The organism is Chromobacterium sp. HL1 (genome assembly GCF_057418835.1).
The window spans coordinates 177,514-191,620 of the sequence record NZ_CP162399.1; the positions used below are offsets into that span (position 1 = coordinate 177,514).

Annotated in this window: 15 protein-coding genes; 10 read left to right on the forward strand and 5 right to left on the reverse strand. The window is 64.2% G+C overall.

From position 1 onward, the window contains the following. Positions 1–210 precede the first annotated feature (210 nt). Complete coding sequence (locus AB1Z25_RS00850; protein ID WP_107797859.1) at positions 211–735, forward strand: DUF2087 domain-containing protein; 525 nt, start codon at positions 211–213, stop codon at positions 733–735. Positions 736–780: 45 nt separating this feature from the next. Here AB1Z25_RS00850 and AB1Z25_RS00855 read toward each other — a convergent pair whose 3' ends face one another. Further along, a complete protein-coding gene (locus tag AB1Z25_RS00855; RefSeq protein ID WP_107801581.1) occupies positions 781–1,257 on the reverse strand; it encodes a TlpA family protein disulfide reductase in 477 nt (158 codons plus the stop codon). Positions 1,258–1,379: 122 nt separating this feature from the next. On the opposite strand from AB1Z25_RS00855, the gene AB1Z25_RS00860 reads away from it, so the two are divergent. The 6 genes from AB1Z25_RS00860 to AB1Z25_RS00885 all read left to right on the forward strand — a co-directional run bounded on the left by AB1Z25_RS00860 (position 1,380) and on the right by AB1Z25_RS00885 (position 6,272). Then, positions 1,380–2,324 carry a carbohydrate kinase family protein gene (locus AB1Z25_RS00860; RefSeq protein ID WP_107797860.1) on the forward strand — a complete coding sequence of 315 codons (945 nt, stop codon included), beginning with the start codon at positions 1,380–1,382 and terminating at the stop codon, positions 2,322–2,324. Between the two features lie 139 nt (positions 2,325–2,463). After that, on the forward strand, positions 2,464–3,753 hold the full coding sequence (gene gshA, locus AB1Z25_RS00865; protein WP_107797861.1) for a glutamate--cysteine ligase: 1,290 nt from the start codon (positions 2,464–2,466) through the stop codon (positions 3,751–3,753). Next, positions 3,750–4,370, forward strand: a complete 621-nt coding sequence (locus tag AB1Z25_RS00870; protein WP_486636405.1) for a hypothetical protein — start codon at positions 3,750–3,752, stop codon at positions 4,368–4,370. The genes gshA and AB1Z25_RS00870 overlap by 4 nt, the downstream gene beginning before the upstream one ends. Positions 4,371–4,372: 2 nt before the next feature. Beyond that, positions 4,373–5,332: a glutathione synthase gene (gshB, locus tag AB1Z25_RS00875; protein ID WP_107797863.1), complete on the forward strand. Its 960-nt coding sequence runs from the start codon at positions 4,373–4,375 to the stop codon at positions 5,330–5,332. A gap of 143 nt (positions 5,333–5,475) precedes the next feature. Next, positions 5,476–5,847, forward strand: a complete 372-nt coding sequence (locus tag AB1Z25_RS00880; RefSeq protein WP_043635597.1) for a diacylglycerol kinase — start codon at positions 5,476–5,478, stop codon at positions 5,845–5,847. A 44-nt stretch (positions 5,848–5,891) separates the two neighbouring features. Further along, positions 5,892–6,272 carry a DUF1622 domain-containing protein gene (locus AB1Z25_RS00885; protein WP_107797865.1) on the forward strand — a complete coding sequence of 127 codons (381 nt, stop codon included), beginning with the start codon at positions 5,892–5,894 and terminating at the stop codon, positions 6,270–6,272. Between the two features lie 90 nt (positions 6,273–6,362). On the opposite strand, the gene topA is transcribed toward AB1Z25_RS00885, so the two are convergent. The 4 genes from topA to AB1Z25_RS00905 form a co-directional block, all read right to left on the reverse strand. After that, entirely contained in the window at positions 6,363–8,663 is a 2,301-nt protein-coding gene (topA, locus tag AB1Z25_RS00890) for a type I DNA topoisomerase (RefSeq protein WP_227106512.1), read from the reverse strand. A 265-nt stretch (positions 8,664–8,928) separates the two neighbouring features. Then, on the reverse strand, positions 8,929–9,387 hold the full coding sequence (locus AB1Z25_RS00895) for a Smg family protein (RefSeq protein ID WP_048413521.1): 459 nt from the start codon (positions 9,385–9,387) through the stop codon (positions 8,929–8,931). A gap of 34 nt (positions 9,388–9,421) precedes the next feature. Next, positions 9,422–10,501 carry a DNA-processing protein DprA gene (gene dprA / locus AB1Z25_RS00900; RefSeq protein ID WP_486636406.1) on the reverse strand — a complete coding sequence of 360 codons (1,080 nt, stop codon included), beginning with the start codon at positions 10,499–10,501 and terminating at the stop codon, positions 9,422–9,424. Further along, the gene (locus AB1Z25_RS00905) at positions 10,498–11,532 is read right to left on the reverse strand and encodes a LysM peptidoglycan-binding domain-containing protein (RefSeq protein ID WP_235084894.1); all 1,035 of its coding nucleotides are present in this window, start codon (positions 11,530–11,532) and stop codon (positions 10,498–10,500) included. Before AB1Z25_RS00905 ends, dprA begins: the two co-directional genes overlap by 4 nt. Positions 11,533–11,681: 149 nt before the next feature. Here AB1Z25_RS00905 and def point away from each other — a divergent pair, with 149 nt between their 5' ends. Genes def through htpX form a run of 3 tightly spaced genes read left to right on the forward strand, consistent with a single transcriptional unit; the run spans position 11,682 to position 14,033 of the window. Further along, a complete protein-coding gene (gene def / locus AB1Z25_RS00910; RefSeq protein ID WP_107797869.1) occupies positions 11,682–12,185 on the forward strand; it encodes a peptide deformylase in 504 nt (167 codons plus the stop codon). A 37-nt stretch (positions 12,186–12,222) separates the two neighbouring features. After that, positions 12,223–13,143, forward strand: coding sequence for a methionyl-tRNA formyltransferase (gene fmt, locus AB1Z25_RS00915; RefSeq protein ID WP_486636407.1), 921 nt, complete (start codon positions 12,223–12,225; stop codon positions 13,141–13,143). Between the two features lie 35 nt (positions 13,144–13,178). Next, the gene (htpX, locus tag AB1Z25_RS00920) at positions 13,179–14,033 is read left to right on the forward strand and encodes a zinc metalloprotease HtpX (RefSeq protein ID WP_486636408.1); all 855 of its coding nucleotides are present in this window, start codon (positions 13,179–13,181) and stop codon (positions 14,031–14,033) included. Positions 14,034–14,107: the final 74 nt, after the last annotated feature.

Genomic DNA, 14,107 nt, shown 5'->3' on the forward strand with positions numbered 1-14,107 from the left:
TCGGCTTTTTTCATGCCCGCGCGCTTTGCAAGCGGACGGCGCGGTGTTAGCATCGTCGCGGGTCAACAGTTCACCCAGGCGTCGCCGGTGCCTTCACCACGCTAAACCTGTCTTGGCTAGATTCATCCCGCTTGGCTCGAACCCGTGCCAGGCCGTAACGGCGACCGCGGCAGTCCCTCCCGACCTTGGCACGACGACAGGATTCGAACCATGTCTCGTACGCTTTATCCCTTTTATTGCAGCGACATCTCCGCGCTGGCGCGTTCGCTCAAACAGCAATGGGCGCAGGAAAGCGCTCCGCCCAGCCATGTGCACATCCTCAATATGCTGGCGCGTTCCGCCGGCTTCCAGAACTTCCAGCATTGGCGGGCGGAATGCGAACGTCCGGCGCCGCCGGCCGGCCTGTCCGCGGCGACGACGCGGCTGTTGCGTCATTACGACGCCGAGGGGCGCTTGACGCGCTGGCCTAAGAAATTCAGCGAACAGCGCGTCTGCCTGTGGGTCTTGTGGGCCAGCCTGCCGGGCGGGGAGCAGTGGTCCGAGCCGGAGGCGAACGCCTTGATCCGCGCCGAAGAAGCCTTTGGCGACCATGTGTTGCTGCGGCGCGAGCTGGTGGAGCAGGGCTTGCTGGGGCGGACGCCGGATTGCCGGCGTTATTGGCATGTGGCGCAGGCCTTGCCGGCGGAGGCCGAGGCCTTGGCGGCGGAAGTGGGCCGGCGCAGAGCCGGCCGCTGAGGAGGCTTGGGCGGCGGCCGGCGTCAATGGCCGTCGCCGAGCGGTTTACAACTGGGCTTTGATCGCCGCTTCCAGTTTTTTCTCGTCCAAGAGGCCGGTGAGCTTGGCGGCGATCTTGCCCTTGCGGTCCAGTATCAGGGTGTAAGGCAGGCCGCCGGTGGCGTTGCCCAGGCTGCGCATCAGGTTTAGCGTGTCGCTGTCGCCCAGCAGGATGGGATAGCTTATCTTCAGCTGGCCGACGAAGGCGCTGACTTCTTCCTTATTGTCCAGCGCCACGCCCACCACTTCCACGCCCTTGGGCGCCAGCTTGGCGCGCAGGCGGTTCAGCATAGGCATTTCCTCGCGGCAAGGCCCGCACCAGGTGGCCCAGAAATTCAGCACCGTGACCTTGCCCTTATAGGCGGCGATGGTGGCGTCGCCGCCTTGCAGCTTGGTGAAATGGGTTTGTTCCAGCGTGGGCGCGGCCATGGCGGAGAGCGGTAGCAGCGCGATCAGCGCGGGGGCGAGCAGTCGTTTCAGCATCTTGTTGAGCTTCCGGTAGGTGTTTGAAGTGTATTGGATATCCGACAAGGTCAAAGTTCTCGACGTGAACCAAACAAATGTTTCATGTTAAAATGGTCGATTGACCTTTTTGCGGAGTGGGCATGTCTATCCTCGTCTGCGGGGCCCTCGCATACGATACCCTGTTCTCGTTTCATGGCCGTTTTGACAGCCAGATCCTGCCGGATCAGCTGCACAAAATTTCCACGACCTTCCTGGCCCCGACCATGCGCCGCGAATTCGGCGGCATGGCCGGCAATATCGCCTACAGCCTGTGTCTGTTGGGCGAAACCCCCATCGTCATGGGCGTGGTGGGTGAGGATTTCGAGCCGTATCGCCAACATCTGAAACGCGCCGGCGTGGACGACCGCTTCATTCGCTTGATCCGCAAGCAGTATACCTCGCAGTGCTTCGGCATCGCCGACAAGGATGGCAATCAATTGATGGCCTTCCATCCCGGCGCCATGGATTTTGCCACCGAAAACCACATATCGGATATTCCGGGGCCGATCGAGCTGGCGATTCTGTCGCCCGGCGGCTACAGCGCCTTCCTGCAGCATTCCAAGGAATTGGCTGCGGCCGGCATTCCCTTCATCTTCGATCCGGGCCAGGAGCTGCCGCTGCTGTCGCGCGACGAGATCCACGAGATCGTCGAACTGGCCAGCTATGTGGCCATCAACGACTACGAGAGCGAGCTGATGCGCGAACGCGCCGGCCTGTCGGTGGAGGACTTGCGCAAAAAGGTGGAGGCGCTGATCGTCACCCGCGGCTCCAAGGGCGCGGAGATTTACGTCGGCGACACCGTGCACCTGATCCCGCGCGTGCAAATGCCGATCAAGCCGGTGGACCCGATGGGCTGCGGCGACGCTTTCCGCGCCGGCCTGCTCTACGGCATCAGCCGCGGCCTGGACTGGAAGATCACCGGCCGTCTGGCCAATGTGATCGGCGCGATCAAGGTCACCACGCCGGGCTGCCAGAATCACTTCTTCGACTGGGACTCGCTGAAGGACTTGTATCAGCAGGCTTACGGCGAACCCTGGCCGTTGTGACGATGCGGCCCGCGGGCCAAACCGACAAGGACGCGCAAGCGTCCTTTGCTTTTTGACGGTCCCAACACAACAAGTCTTGAATTCATCCCGCGCCACCCCCACCATTAGCGAATTCAATTCGAAAACCCAAGGGGATTCCATGCCGCCCGTTCCGCATCTGGCAACAGCACTGACCGGCCCGCTTTACGAACTGGAAAGCCGCATCCTGACTGCCCAGCCTCAGATCGAACACTGGTTCCGCAGTCAGTGGCATAACCACGCGGCGCCGTTCTACGGCTCGGTGGACCTGCGCAACAGCGGTTTCAAGCTGGCGCCGGTGGACATGAACCTGTTTCCCGGCGGCCACAACAACCTGAACCGCGACTTTCTGCCGCTGGCGGTCCACGCCGCGCAAAGCGCGGTGGAAAAAGTGTGTCCGGAAGCGCGCAGCGTGCTGCTGATACCGGAAAACCACACCCGCAACACCTTCTACCTGCAGAACATCGCCGCGCTGGTGCATATTTTCGAGCAGGCCGGCCTCAAGGTGCGCCTGGGCTCGCTGAACCCGGAAATCACCGAGCCGACCGAGCTGCAATCGGCCAACGGCGACATCGTGCGCTTGGAGCCCATCGAACGCCGCGGCAACCGCCTGGTGCTGGCGGACGGCTTCAACCCCTGCGTGGTCCTGCTCAACAACGATTTGTCCGGCGGCATTCCCGACCTGCTCAAAGGCCTGGAGCAGAATCTGCTGCCGCCGCTGCACGCCGGCTGGGCGGTGCGCCGCAAGAGCAACCACTTCGCCGCCTACGACAAGGTGTGCGAGGACTTCGCGCGTTTGATCTCCATCGATCCCTGGACCATCAATCCCTATTTCGCCAGCTGTAGCGGCCTGGATTTTCACGCCCGCACCGGCGAGGAGCAATTGGCGGACGAGGTGTCGCGGATGCTGGACAAGATTCGCGTCAAATACCGCGAATACGGCATCGACAACGATCCCTTCGTCATCGTCAAGGCGGACGCCGGCACCTACGGCATGGGCGTGATGAGCGTGAAGAGCCCGGACGAGGTGCTGGGTCTCAACCGCAAGGCGCGCAACAAGATGTCGGTGGTCAAGGAAGGCCTGGAGGTGTCCGAGGTCATCGTGCAAGAGGGCGTGTACACCTTCGAAACGGTGGAGGACGCGGTGGCCGAGCCGGTGGTCTACATGATGGACCGCTACGTGACCGGCGGTTTCTACCGCGTGCACACCGGCCGCGGCATCGATGAAAACCTGAACGCGCCGGGCATGCACTTCGTGCCGCTCTCGTTCGAAACCGCCTGCCTGCCGGACAAGCAGGGCACGCCGGACTGCGCGCCCAACCGTTTCTACGCCTACGGCGTGATTTCGCGGCTGGCGCTGCTGGCCGCCTCGCTGGAGTTGGAAGCCACCGATCCGGACGCGGACGAATGAAAGCCTGGCTGAGCCTGGCGCTATTGGCGGCGACGGCCTCGGCGGCCGCCGACGAGGCCTTGACGCCGCAGGCGCTGGAGGAATTGGTGCAGTGCGCGTCGTTCGAGCGCTACCAGGCCTTGCAGCCGGCCTTGCTGGACGTGGTGTTCGACAAGGGGCCGGACTGGATACGCAAGAACGAGCAGGCCAGCACGCTGGGCGTTTACGCCTATGACCTGAAACGGCCGATCCGGGTGTTCGGCGCGGAGACGACGCGGCTGGCGCTGCACAAGGAGTTCGTGTCGGTGCCGCTGCCGTCCGCTTGGACAATGGCCGAAGCCGCGTCCCGGCTGCGGCTCAAACGCGCGCCGATCCGGGTGACGGAGCAGTATTACCGCTTCGTCGGCGCGGAAGGGCCGATGCTGTCCGTCTACGAGATGTCCGCCAATCCCTTGGCGGCGCTGCTGGGCGCGCCGCAGCAGGGCGAAGCGCTGCGCTACCTCGGCTGCTCCTATAATGGGGCCGACGAGCCCACTTTCCTTTCCGTCGCCGCACAGGCCGACGAGATGATGCAAACGGCGCGTAGCGGCATGGAACGCATGCTGCGCGACGCCGCCAAGCCAAGCGAGGACCGATAATCATGCGCATCCTGTTCATTGCCGATCCGCTGGATCACTTCAAGCTTTACAAGGACACCACCTTCGCGATGATGCAGGAGGCCGCCGCGCGCGGCCATGCCCTGAGCTTCGCCCAGGCCCATCAATTGTCGGTGGAGGGCGGCCGCGTGCTGGTGGACGCGCGCGATCTGAGCCTGACCGGCCAGTACGAGGGCGAACACCCGGCCTGGTTCAAGCTGGGCGAAGTGCATCGCCAGCCCTTGCAGTCCTTCAGCGCCACCGTGATGCGCAAGGATCCGCCCTTCGACATGGAATACCTGTACGCCTCTCAGCTGTTCACGCTGGCGGAGGCGCAGGGGGCCAAGGTGTTCACCAGCGGCCAGGCGCTGCGCGATTTCAACGAGAAGCTGGCCATTTTGCAGTTCCCGGAGCTGACCGCGCCCACGCTGATCACCGGCGAGGCGCACCGCCTGCGCGCCTTCATCAACCAGCATCAGGACGTGATCCTGAAGCCGCTGGACAGCATGGGCGGCGACAGCATTTTCCGGCTGCGCCCGGACGACGCCAATCTGTCTGTGATCATTGAAACCATCACGTTGCGCGGTAAGCGCACGGTGATGGCGCAGCGCTACATTCCGGAGATCCGCGACGGCGACAAGCGCATTCTGGTGATAGACGGCGAGCCGGTGGAGTGGTGCCTGGCGCGCATTCCGGCGGCGGGGGAGACCCGGGGCAATCTGGCCGCTGGCGGTCGCGGCGAGGCGCGGCCGCTGACCGAGCGCGATCGTGAAATCGCCAGGACGGTGGGACCGGAGCTGAAAAAGCGCGGCATCCTGTTGGCCGGGCTGGACGTGATCGGCAACTATCTGACCGAGGTCAACGTCACCAGCCCCACCTGCTTCCGCGAAATCATGGACCAGACCGAGATCAAGGTCGCCGGCCTGTACATCGACGCCTTGGAGCGGCGTTGCCAGCCGCACTGACACGGTTTGCGACGACTTTATAAACACGGCCGGCGGCAACGTCGGCCGTTTTGATTTTTATTGTCGTCATCTTGAGCTGGCATGCTGGAGCGCCGGCCGCCATCCGATGCCGTTTCCGACGACCCAACCGCATGGATCTAGCAATGAAAGAAAGCCCGTTCAAAGGCAAAACCGGGATCACCCGCCTGATCAACGCCTTCGGTTACTCGCTGGACGGCCTCAAGGCGGCGTTCCGGCATGAGGACGCCTTCCGCCAGCTGGTGCTGCTGGCGGCGGTGCTGATCCCGCTGGCCTTCGTCATCCATGCCCAGCCGCTGGAGCGCGCCTTGCTGGTGGCCAGCTCGCTGGCGACGCTGATCATCGAACTGCTGAACTCCGCGATCGAGGCGGCGGTGGACCACACCTCGCTGGAGCGGCATCCGCTGGCCAAGCGCGCCAAGGACATGGGCAGCGCCGCTCAATTGCTGGGCCTGATCAATCTGACCGCGGTGTGGTGTCTGGTGTTGTTTGCCTGAAGCGGGTAAGGTGACGGCTGCCTGAACCCAGAGGGAGCCGTCCGATGATGTCGCCAGTGGAATCCGGAGTCGAGGAGTGGGTGTTGAACATCGTGCTCTGGCTCAAGTTGGGCGTGGAAGCGCTGGGCGCGCTGGTGATAGGCGTCGGCATCCTGGCCCTGGGCGTCCGCTATGTTCGCCGCTGCCTCAGCGCCAACCATGACGATTACAATCAGGTGCGGCTCAGCTTCGCCCGCTTCCTGGCGCTGGCGCTGGAGTTGCAATTGGCGGCCGACATCCTGTCCACAGCGGTGGCGCCCAGTTGGGACCAGATCGGCAAGTTGGGCGCCATCGCGGTGCTGCGCACCGCGCTCAATTACTTTCTGGGCAGGGAAATTCGCGAAGCCGAGGCGGCGCGCCGGCCCACAGAGCCGCCGGCCGCGTGATCCGGCGCTTGGCGCAAGCGTAAGCGAGGCCTCAATGAAAACAGCCCTGCCGCGGTGTCCCGCGCAGGGCTGTTGTCGTAAGCGGAGCCCTTAAGCCGGCTCGGCTTCCTTGCCTTCCGGCGGCGCGATCACCTCGCTATAGCCGCATTCCTTCTGCGGGCAGACTTTCTCGGTGCCGCGGCGCTTGGTGGTCTTGATGGTCAGGATCGGCCAATTGCACTTCGGGCAGGGCTCGGCCACCGGCGGGTTCCAGGTGGCGTACTTGCACTTGGGATAGGTGTTGCAGCTGTAGAACAGCTTGCCGTAGCGGCTCTTGCGCTCGATTAGCTGGCCGGCCTTGCATTCCGGGCATTCCACGCCGGTTTCGCGCGGCTTTTCCAGCGGCTCGATGTGCTTGCACTTCGGGTAGTTGGCGCAGCCGATGAACTTGCCGTAGCGGCCCTTCTTGATGTGCAGCTCGCCGCCGCACTCCGGGCAGCTGCGGCCTTCGATCACCGTCGGCGCTTCCGCCTCTTCCGCAGCCTGTTCGGCGGTTTCGCCCATATTGCGGGTGTAATCGCAGTCCGGATAACCGGTGCAGGCGATGAAGCGGCCGCGCTTGCCGAACTTGATGGACAAGGGCTTGCTGCATTTTGGACAGGCTTCGTCCAGGCTCTCGGTGGTGACCTCGGCGCGGGAGATGCTCTCCTTCTCCGCGATCTGCTTGGAGAAGTTCTTCCAGAAGCTGTCCATCACCGGCACCCATTCGCGCTGGCCGTTGGCCACTTCATCCAGCTGGTTTTCCAGCTTGGCGGTGAAGTTGTAGTCCACGTATTGCGCGAAGTGCTCGGTCAGGAATTTGTTGACGATGTCGCCGGTGTCGGTGGGCAGGAAGCGCTTCTTGTCCAGCACCACGTATTCGCGGTCTTTCAGCGTGGAGATGATGCTGGCGTAAGTGGACGGCCGGCCGATGCCGAATTCTTCCAGGGCCTTCACCAGCGAGGCTTCCGAATAACGCGGCGGCGGCTGGGTGAAGTGCTGGGTGCCGTAGAGCTTGTCCACCGGCAGGGTCTCGCCCTCGTCCAGCAGCGGCAGCTTGGCGTTGTCCTCGTCCTCGGCGTCGTCCACGTCTTCTTCATACACGGCGAGGAAGCCGGCGAAGGTCTGCACCTGGCCGGTGGCGCGGAAAACGCCTTCGCCGACGGCGATGTCTATGCTGGTGGTGTCGAACTTGGCCGGCGCCATCTGGCAAGCCAGCGTCCGCTTCCAGACCATGTCGTAGAGCTTGAACTGATCCGAGGTCAGGAAGGGCTTGACCATGTCCGGGGTGCGCAGGATGGACGTGGGGCGGATCGCCTCGTGCGCTTCCTGGGCGTTCTTGGACTTGTTCTTGTAGGCCACCGGGTTCTTGGGCAGGTAGTCGCCGTCGAATTTCAGGCCGATATAGCCGCGGATCTCCTCCACCGCCTCGCCCGCCAGCGCCACCGAGTCGGTACGCATATAGGTGATCAGACCGACGGTGCCCTGGCCGATGTCTATGCCCTCGTACAGCTGCTGCGCGGTGCGCATGGTGCGGTCGGTGGTCATGCCCAGCTTGCGCACGGCTTCCTGCTGCAGCGTGGAGGTGGTGAACGGGGCGGCGGGGCTGCGAGATTTCTTTTTCTTCTCGATGCTGCTGACCACCGCCGGGTGGCCTTCCAGCCGCGCCAGTATGCTGGCCTGCTCGGCCTCGTTGGGGATGTCGAACTGTTCCAGCTTCTTGCCGGCCATCGAGGTCAGCTTGGCGCCGAACTTGGTGCGGCCCTTGTGGCTGTCCAGATGCACAGACCAGTATTCCTGCTCGACGAAGGCGCGGATTTCGTTCTCGCGCTCGCAGATCAGCCGCAGCGCGGGGCTTTGAACCCGGCCGGCGGACAGGCCGCGGCGGATCTTCTTCCACAGCAGCGGCGACAGGTTGAAGCCCACCAGGTAGTCCAGCGCGCGGCGGGTCTGCTGTGCGTCCACCAGGTTCTGCGCGATTTCGCGCGGGTTCTGGATCGCTTCCAGCACCGCGTTCTTGGTGATTTCGTGGAAAACCACGCGCTGGGCGGTCTTGTTCTTCAGCAGCTTCTTGCCGTTGAGGATCTGCACCAGATGCCAGGAAATGGCCTCGCCTTCGCGGTCCGGGTCAGTCGCCAGATAGATGTGTTCGGCGTCGCCCACCGCTTTGACGATGGCGTCGACGTGTTTGCTGTTGCGCGCGATCAACTGGTATTTCATCGCGAACCCTTTTTCAGGGTCCACTGCGCCGTTCTTGGGCACCAGATCGCGCACATGGCCGTAGGAAGCCAGGACTTCAAAGTCAGGGCCTAGGTATTTCTTCAGCGTTTTCGCCTTGGAAGGCGATTCGACGATCAAGAGACTGGTGGGCATATTATCTTTTCTATGTGCAATCGCCGGCATGCCGGCCGATCCGTCCGGACCGGGCGTTTCTGCCGCGCGGCAGAAGGGCGCCAGGCCCGTGCGTGGGCTGCTGCGTTCCCGTCGACAAGGAGGGTGAAGGCTTCACCCTGAAAATTTCGCGTCGACAGAAAATATATTCGTCAAATAAAACAAGAGCGCAAGAGCGCTCTTGGATCGGCCGCCGGAACCGGCGGCCAAGGGCGGCATGTTAAGCCCGCTCCATGAGGCTGACAAGTCATTGCATGGTGGGTTCGCCATGCACGGCATCCAACAGCGCCTCGCCCAGCAGAATGGGCAGTTCCGCCTGTTGCGCCCACAACACCATCAAGGCCACCAGCTTGGCGCTGCCGACGTTGATGTCGTCGCCGTGCAGTTCCATCAGGCGGTCGATGACCATTTCGCGCTGCGCGGGCGTCAAGGCGCCGTGATCCTCCAGGAACTGCAGCAGGCCGCGCACGTCGGCGGGCAGGTGCTCCAGCTCGTCTTCGGCGTAAACGCGCATGCCGCTGGCTTCGTTGGCGCCGACGTAGCCGCTGTCGTCCAGGCCGCTGATGCCGTCCAGCCAATCCAGCGCGTCGTTGATCTCCTCGTCCTCGAAACCGGCGGCCTCCAATTGGCGCATCAGCGCGCCGCGGTCGCCGAAAGCGTCCGGATCGCGGAATTGTTCAAACAGGAAGGCGAGTACGTCAAACATCAATCTATCTTCTTAAAGTGCGGGTTAGCGCGGTTCAGCCCGGTTTCAGGCGCTGAAAAAGCCCGCCGGGATGGCTGGCCACCAGGCCGGCCAGCTCAAGTTCGAGCAGCATCGCGTAAAGCTCCCCCACAGTCAACCCGAGCGTGGTCGAAAGCGCATCCATACTGATGGGGTCGAATCCCATGGCTTCAAGCAGCGGCGATTCCGCCGCGGGGGCCGCCGGCTTGGCGCTGGGGCGTTTGCGTTGCAGCCTGCCCACTTCGTCCAGCACGTCGTCCACGGTTTCCACCAGTTTGGCGCCGTCCTTGATCAGCCGGTGACAGCCGCGAGACTGCGGATTGTGGATGGAACCGGGGATGGCCATCACTTCGCGGTTGTTCTCCATCGCCAGCCGCGCGGTGATCAGCGAGCCGGAGCCGATATTGGCCTCCGCCACCAGACAGCCGCGGCTGAGGCCGGCGATGATGCGGTTGCGGCGCGGGAAATGGCCGGCCAGCGGTCCCATGCCCAGCGCGAACTCGGACAGGATCAGGCCTTCCTCGGCGATGCGGTGCGCCAGCTGGCGGTTGCTGGCCGGGTAGACGCGGTCTATGCCGGTGCCGACCACGGCGATGGTGGCGGGCGGCTGTCCGAGCGCGCCGTGATGGGCGGCGGCGTCGATGCCGCTGGCCAGGCCGCTGACGATGCAATAGCCGTGTTCGGCCAGTTCGCGGGAAAAGCTTTCCGCGTTCTGCCTGCCCTGCGGCGTGGCGGCGCGGCTGCCCACGATGGCGAGCATGGGCTGGGTCAGCAGCTCGCGCCGGCCGCGGGCGAACAGCAGCGGCGGCGGCGAGTTGGATTCGGCCAGCTGCGGCGGGTAGTCGTCGTCCAGCAGCGACAGCAATTGGCAGCCCGGCGTTTGCGCCCATTCCAGCGCCGCCTCGGCGGAGGCGGCGGCCTCGCGCCGCTGCAGGGCCTCGGCCGCTTCTTTGCCGATCAAGGGCTCGGTCTGGCGGCTGTTGGCGTTCAAGGCGGCGTCGGCGCCGCCGAAGGCGTCGATCAGCCGTAAAAAGCCGGCTGGACCGATGCCGGGGGTCAGCGCCAGCAACAGCCAGTCATGCGGCGGAGCCTTCATTCTTGCTCGGGGCTGGCCACGCCGTCGCCCACGTAGATCGGGCCGCGGCTGTCCAGCACCAGCGCGTAGGACACCTTGTCGAACACGCGGTAGACGAAGGCGTTGCCGGCGCGCTCCGCCGGCAGCGTCACCGTGCGCTTGCCCTGTTCGTCTTTGATTTCCAGCGGGCGGCCTTTTTTGAACAGGCCGAACACATGACCGTTTTCGACGCCCTGCGACTGGCCCAGATTGAGTACAATAGTGGAGTATTGGGCCGCGCCGTCCACGCCGTTGTAGACCGAGACCACCTTGCCGCTCAGATGAGCGTCGGCCGGATGCGGGGCGTAGTTGTTGAAGTTTTGCTGCGGCGCGCGCATCAGATGGTCGCCCACCAGGATTTCCTCGCTGACGTTTCTGACTTTCAGCGTCTGAACGTCGCCTTGGGGCTTGTCTGCGGTCAGGTCGCCGCTGTAGGTCGCTTCTACGCCCAGCACCTTCTTGGTGTCCGGGTCCAGCAGCGGCTTGCCCAGCCGGTAAGCCTGCCAGGTGCCGGCCTCGTTGACGCCGGTGGCGTAGACGCGGTCCCCGGTGGCGACGGTGAGGTGTTCTTCCGGTCCGGCGATCAGCTTGGGCGATTGCAGGAACTGCGCCATGTCCACCACCAGCGGCCGTTTAAGGAAGGGCTCGATTGCCGAGGCCGGAATGCTGGCCACCGCCTGATCCAGCGTCTCGACGCGGGCCTGCGGCGAGAGTTTGACTTCGCGCTGCGCGCCTCGCGCCAGCGACAGCCGCGGCTGGCCGTCCACATAGTCCAGCGCCAGCACGTCGCCCGGGTAGATCCAGTGCGGATTCTTGATTTCGCCCTGGTTCATCCGCCACAGACGCGGCCATTTCCAGGGGCTGCTCAGATAGCGTCCGGAAATGCTCCACAGTGTGTCGCCGCGCTTCACGGTGTAGCGGCTGGGCGCGTCAGCCTTCAACTGGAGATCGGCGGCGAAGGCGGGCGCGGCGAGCCCGAGGGCCAAGGCGAAGGATATAATGCTTTTACGCATGGGAAATGCCCCAATATGAAGGTGGACGGACACCTGCGGGGGTGGCCCGCATACAAGGAATCGCGTTTCGAACATGTCTATTATCGGCGTGCCGATCGCGATACGACAACTTGATGAGTGAATGAAACGACGGGGAGTCATTAAATCCGATGGCATTGTTGAATATTTTGCATTACCCGGATGAACGGCTGCACACCGTGGCCAAGCCGGTGGAGGTCTTCGACGAGGCCTTGCAGATCCAGATCGATAATATGTTCGAGACCATGTACGAGGCCAAAGGCATCGGCCTGGCCGCGACTCAGGTCGATTTCCACCACCGCCTGGTGGTGATGGACATTTCCGAGGAACGGAACGAACGCCGCGTGTTCATCAACCCGGAAATCCTGAGCAAGGACGGCGAGACGGAATATGAAGAAGGCTGTCTGTCCGTGCCCGGCATTTACGACAAAGTGACTCGCGCCGAGCGCGTCAAGGTGCGCGCGCTGGACCGCAACGGCAAGCCGTTCGAACTGGAGGCCGACGGCCTGCTGGCGATCTGCATCCAGCACGAGATCGACCATCTGGACGGCAAGGTATTCGTAGAATATCTGTCGCAGATGAAGCAGACCCGCATCAAGACCAAGCTGAAAAAGCGTGAAAAACAGAATATGTGACCGTGGCGCCGTGGGCGCCCCGTCCGGAATGGTTTGAATGAAATTGATCTTTGCCGGTACGCCGGAGTTTGCCGCCGCCGCGCTGCGCGAGTTGATCGCCGCCGGCCATGAAATCGCCCTGGTGCTGACCCAGCCGGACCGTCCGGCCGGCCGCGGCATGAAATTGAAGCCCAGCCCGGTCAAGGCGGTCGCGCTGGAGCACGGCCTGCGTGTGGAGCAGCCGGCGTCCTTGCGCAACGACGAAGCGCAGCAGATGCTGCGCGACATCGGCGCCGACTTGATGGTGGTGGCCGCCTACGGGCTGATCCTGCCGCAGGCGGTGCTGGATATCCCGGCGCGCGGCTGTCTGAACATCCACGCCTCGCTGCTGCCGCGCTGGCGCGGCGCGGCGCCGATACAGCGCGCCATCCTGGCCGGCGACGCCGAAACCGGCATCACCATCATGCAGATGGACGTGGGCCTGGACACCGGCGACATGTTGTCCATCCATCCTGTGGCCATCGCCGACGACGAAACCGCCGCCACGCTGCACGACAAGCTGGCCGTGGAAGGCGCGCGCGCCATCGTCTCCACGCTGGCCGGATTGGACGGGATCGCCCCGCTCAAGCAGCCGGAAGCGGGCGTCACTTACGCGCAGAAGCTGAGCAAGGCCGAGGCCTTGGTGGACTGGAGCCTGCCGGCGGAAGAAGTGGCCCGGGCGATCCGCGCCTACAACCCGGCGCCGGGCGCGCATACGCTGCTGGCCGGCGAAGCGCTGAAACTGTGGATGGCCGGCGCCGAAGCTGGCCAGGCCGAGCCGGGCGTGATCGTCGCCGCGGATGCGGACGGCGTGCTGGTGGGCTGCGGCTCCGGCCTGGTGCGCTTGAGCGTGCTGCAGGCGGCCGGCGGCAAGCGGCTGGCCGCGCGGGACTTCGTCGCAGGCAGAAGCCAGCTGGCGGGCACGCGGCTGGGCGTGTGAGCGGATAGACTGAGGCGAGAGGAAAGGGGGCGGCAATGACGGACAACTGGTTCAAGACCACCTTGCTGATGGCGGCGATTCTGGCGCTGTTCGCCGTGATCGGCGGCATGATAGGCGGCAAAAGCGGCATGATTCTGGCCTTGCTGTTCGGCGGGGCGATGAATGTGTACGCTTGGTGGAATTCCGACCAGATGGTGCTGCGCATGTACAACGCGCAGGAGGTGGACGCCCAGAGCGCGCCGGAATTCTACGGCATGGTGGCGGAACTGGCGCAGCGCGCCGGCCTGCCTATGCCGCGCGTCTACGTGATTCACGAAGAGCAGCCCAACGCCTTCGCCACCGGCCGCAGTCCCGAGCACGCGGCGGTGGCCGCCACCAGCGGCATCATGCGCATGCTGGACTATCGCGAGCTGCGCGGGGTGATGGCGCACGAACTGGCCCACGTCCAGCACCGCGACACCTTGATCTCCACTATTTCCGCCACCATGGCCGGCGCGATATCCGCGCTGGCCAACTTCGCCATGTTCTTTGGCGGCCGCGACGAAAACGGCCAGCCGGTGGGCTGGCTGCCGCGTCTGGCCGTCGCCCTGCTGGCGCCGCTGGCGGCCAGCCTGATACAGATGGCGATTTCCCGCGCGCGCGAATTCGAGGCCGACCGCGGCGGCGCCGAGATTTCCGGCGACCCGCTGGCCTTGGCCTCCGCCTTGCAGAAGATCGAGTACTATGCGCAGGGCATTGTGATGCCCGCCGCCGAGGCGCACCCGGAAACCGCGCAGATGATGATCATCAATCCCTTGTCCGGCGGCGGGATGGGCGATCTGTTCCGCACCCATCCGCAGACCGCGGACCGCATCGAACGGCTGCAAGCGATGGCGCGCGGCGTATATTAATTGAAGAGCGTCGGGCGGCCGCGCGCCGCCTTGATCGCGCAAGGCCAATGCCGGAAGGCATTGGCCTGTTTGTT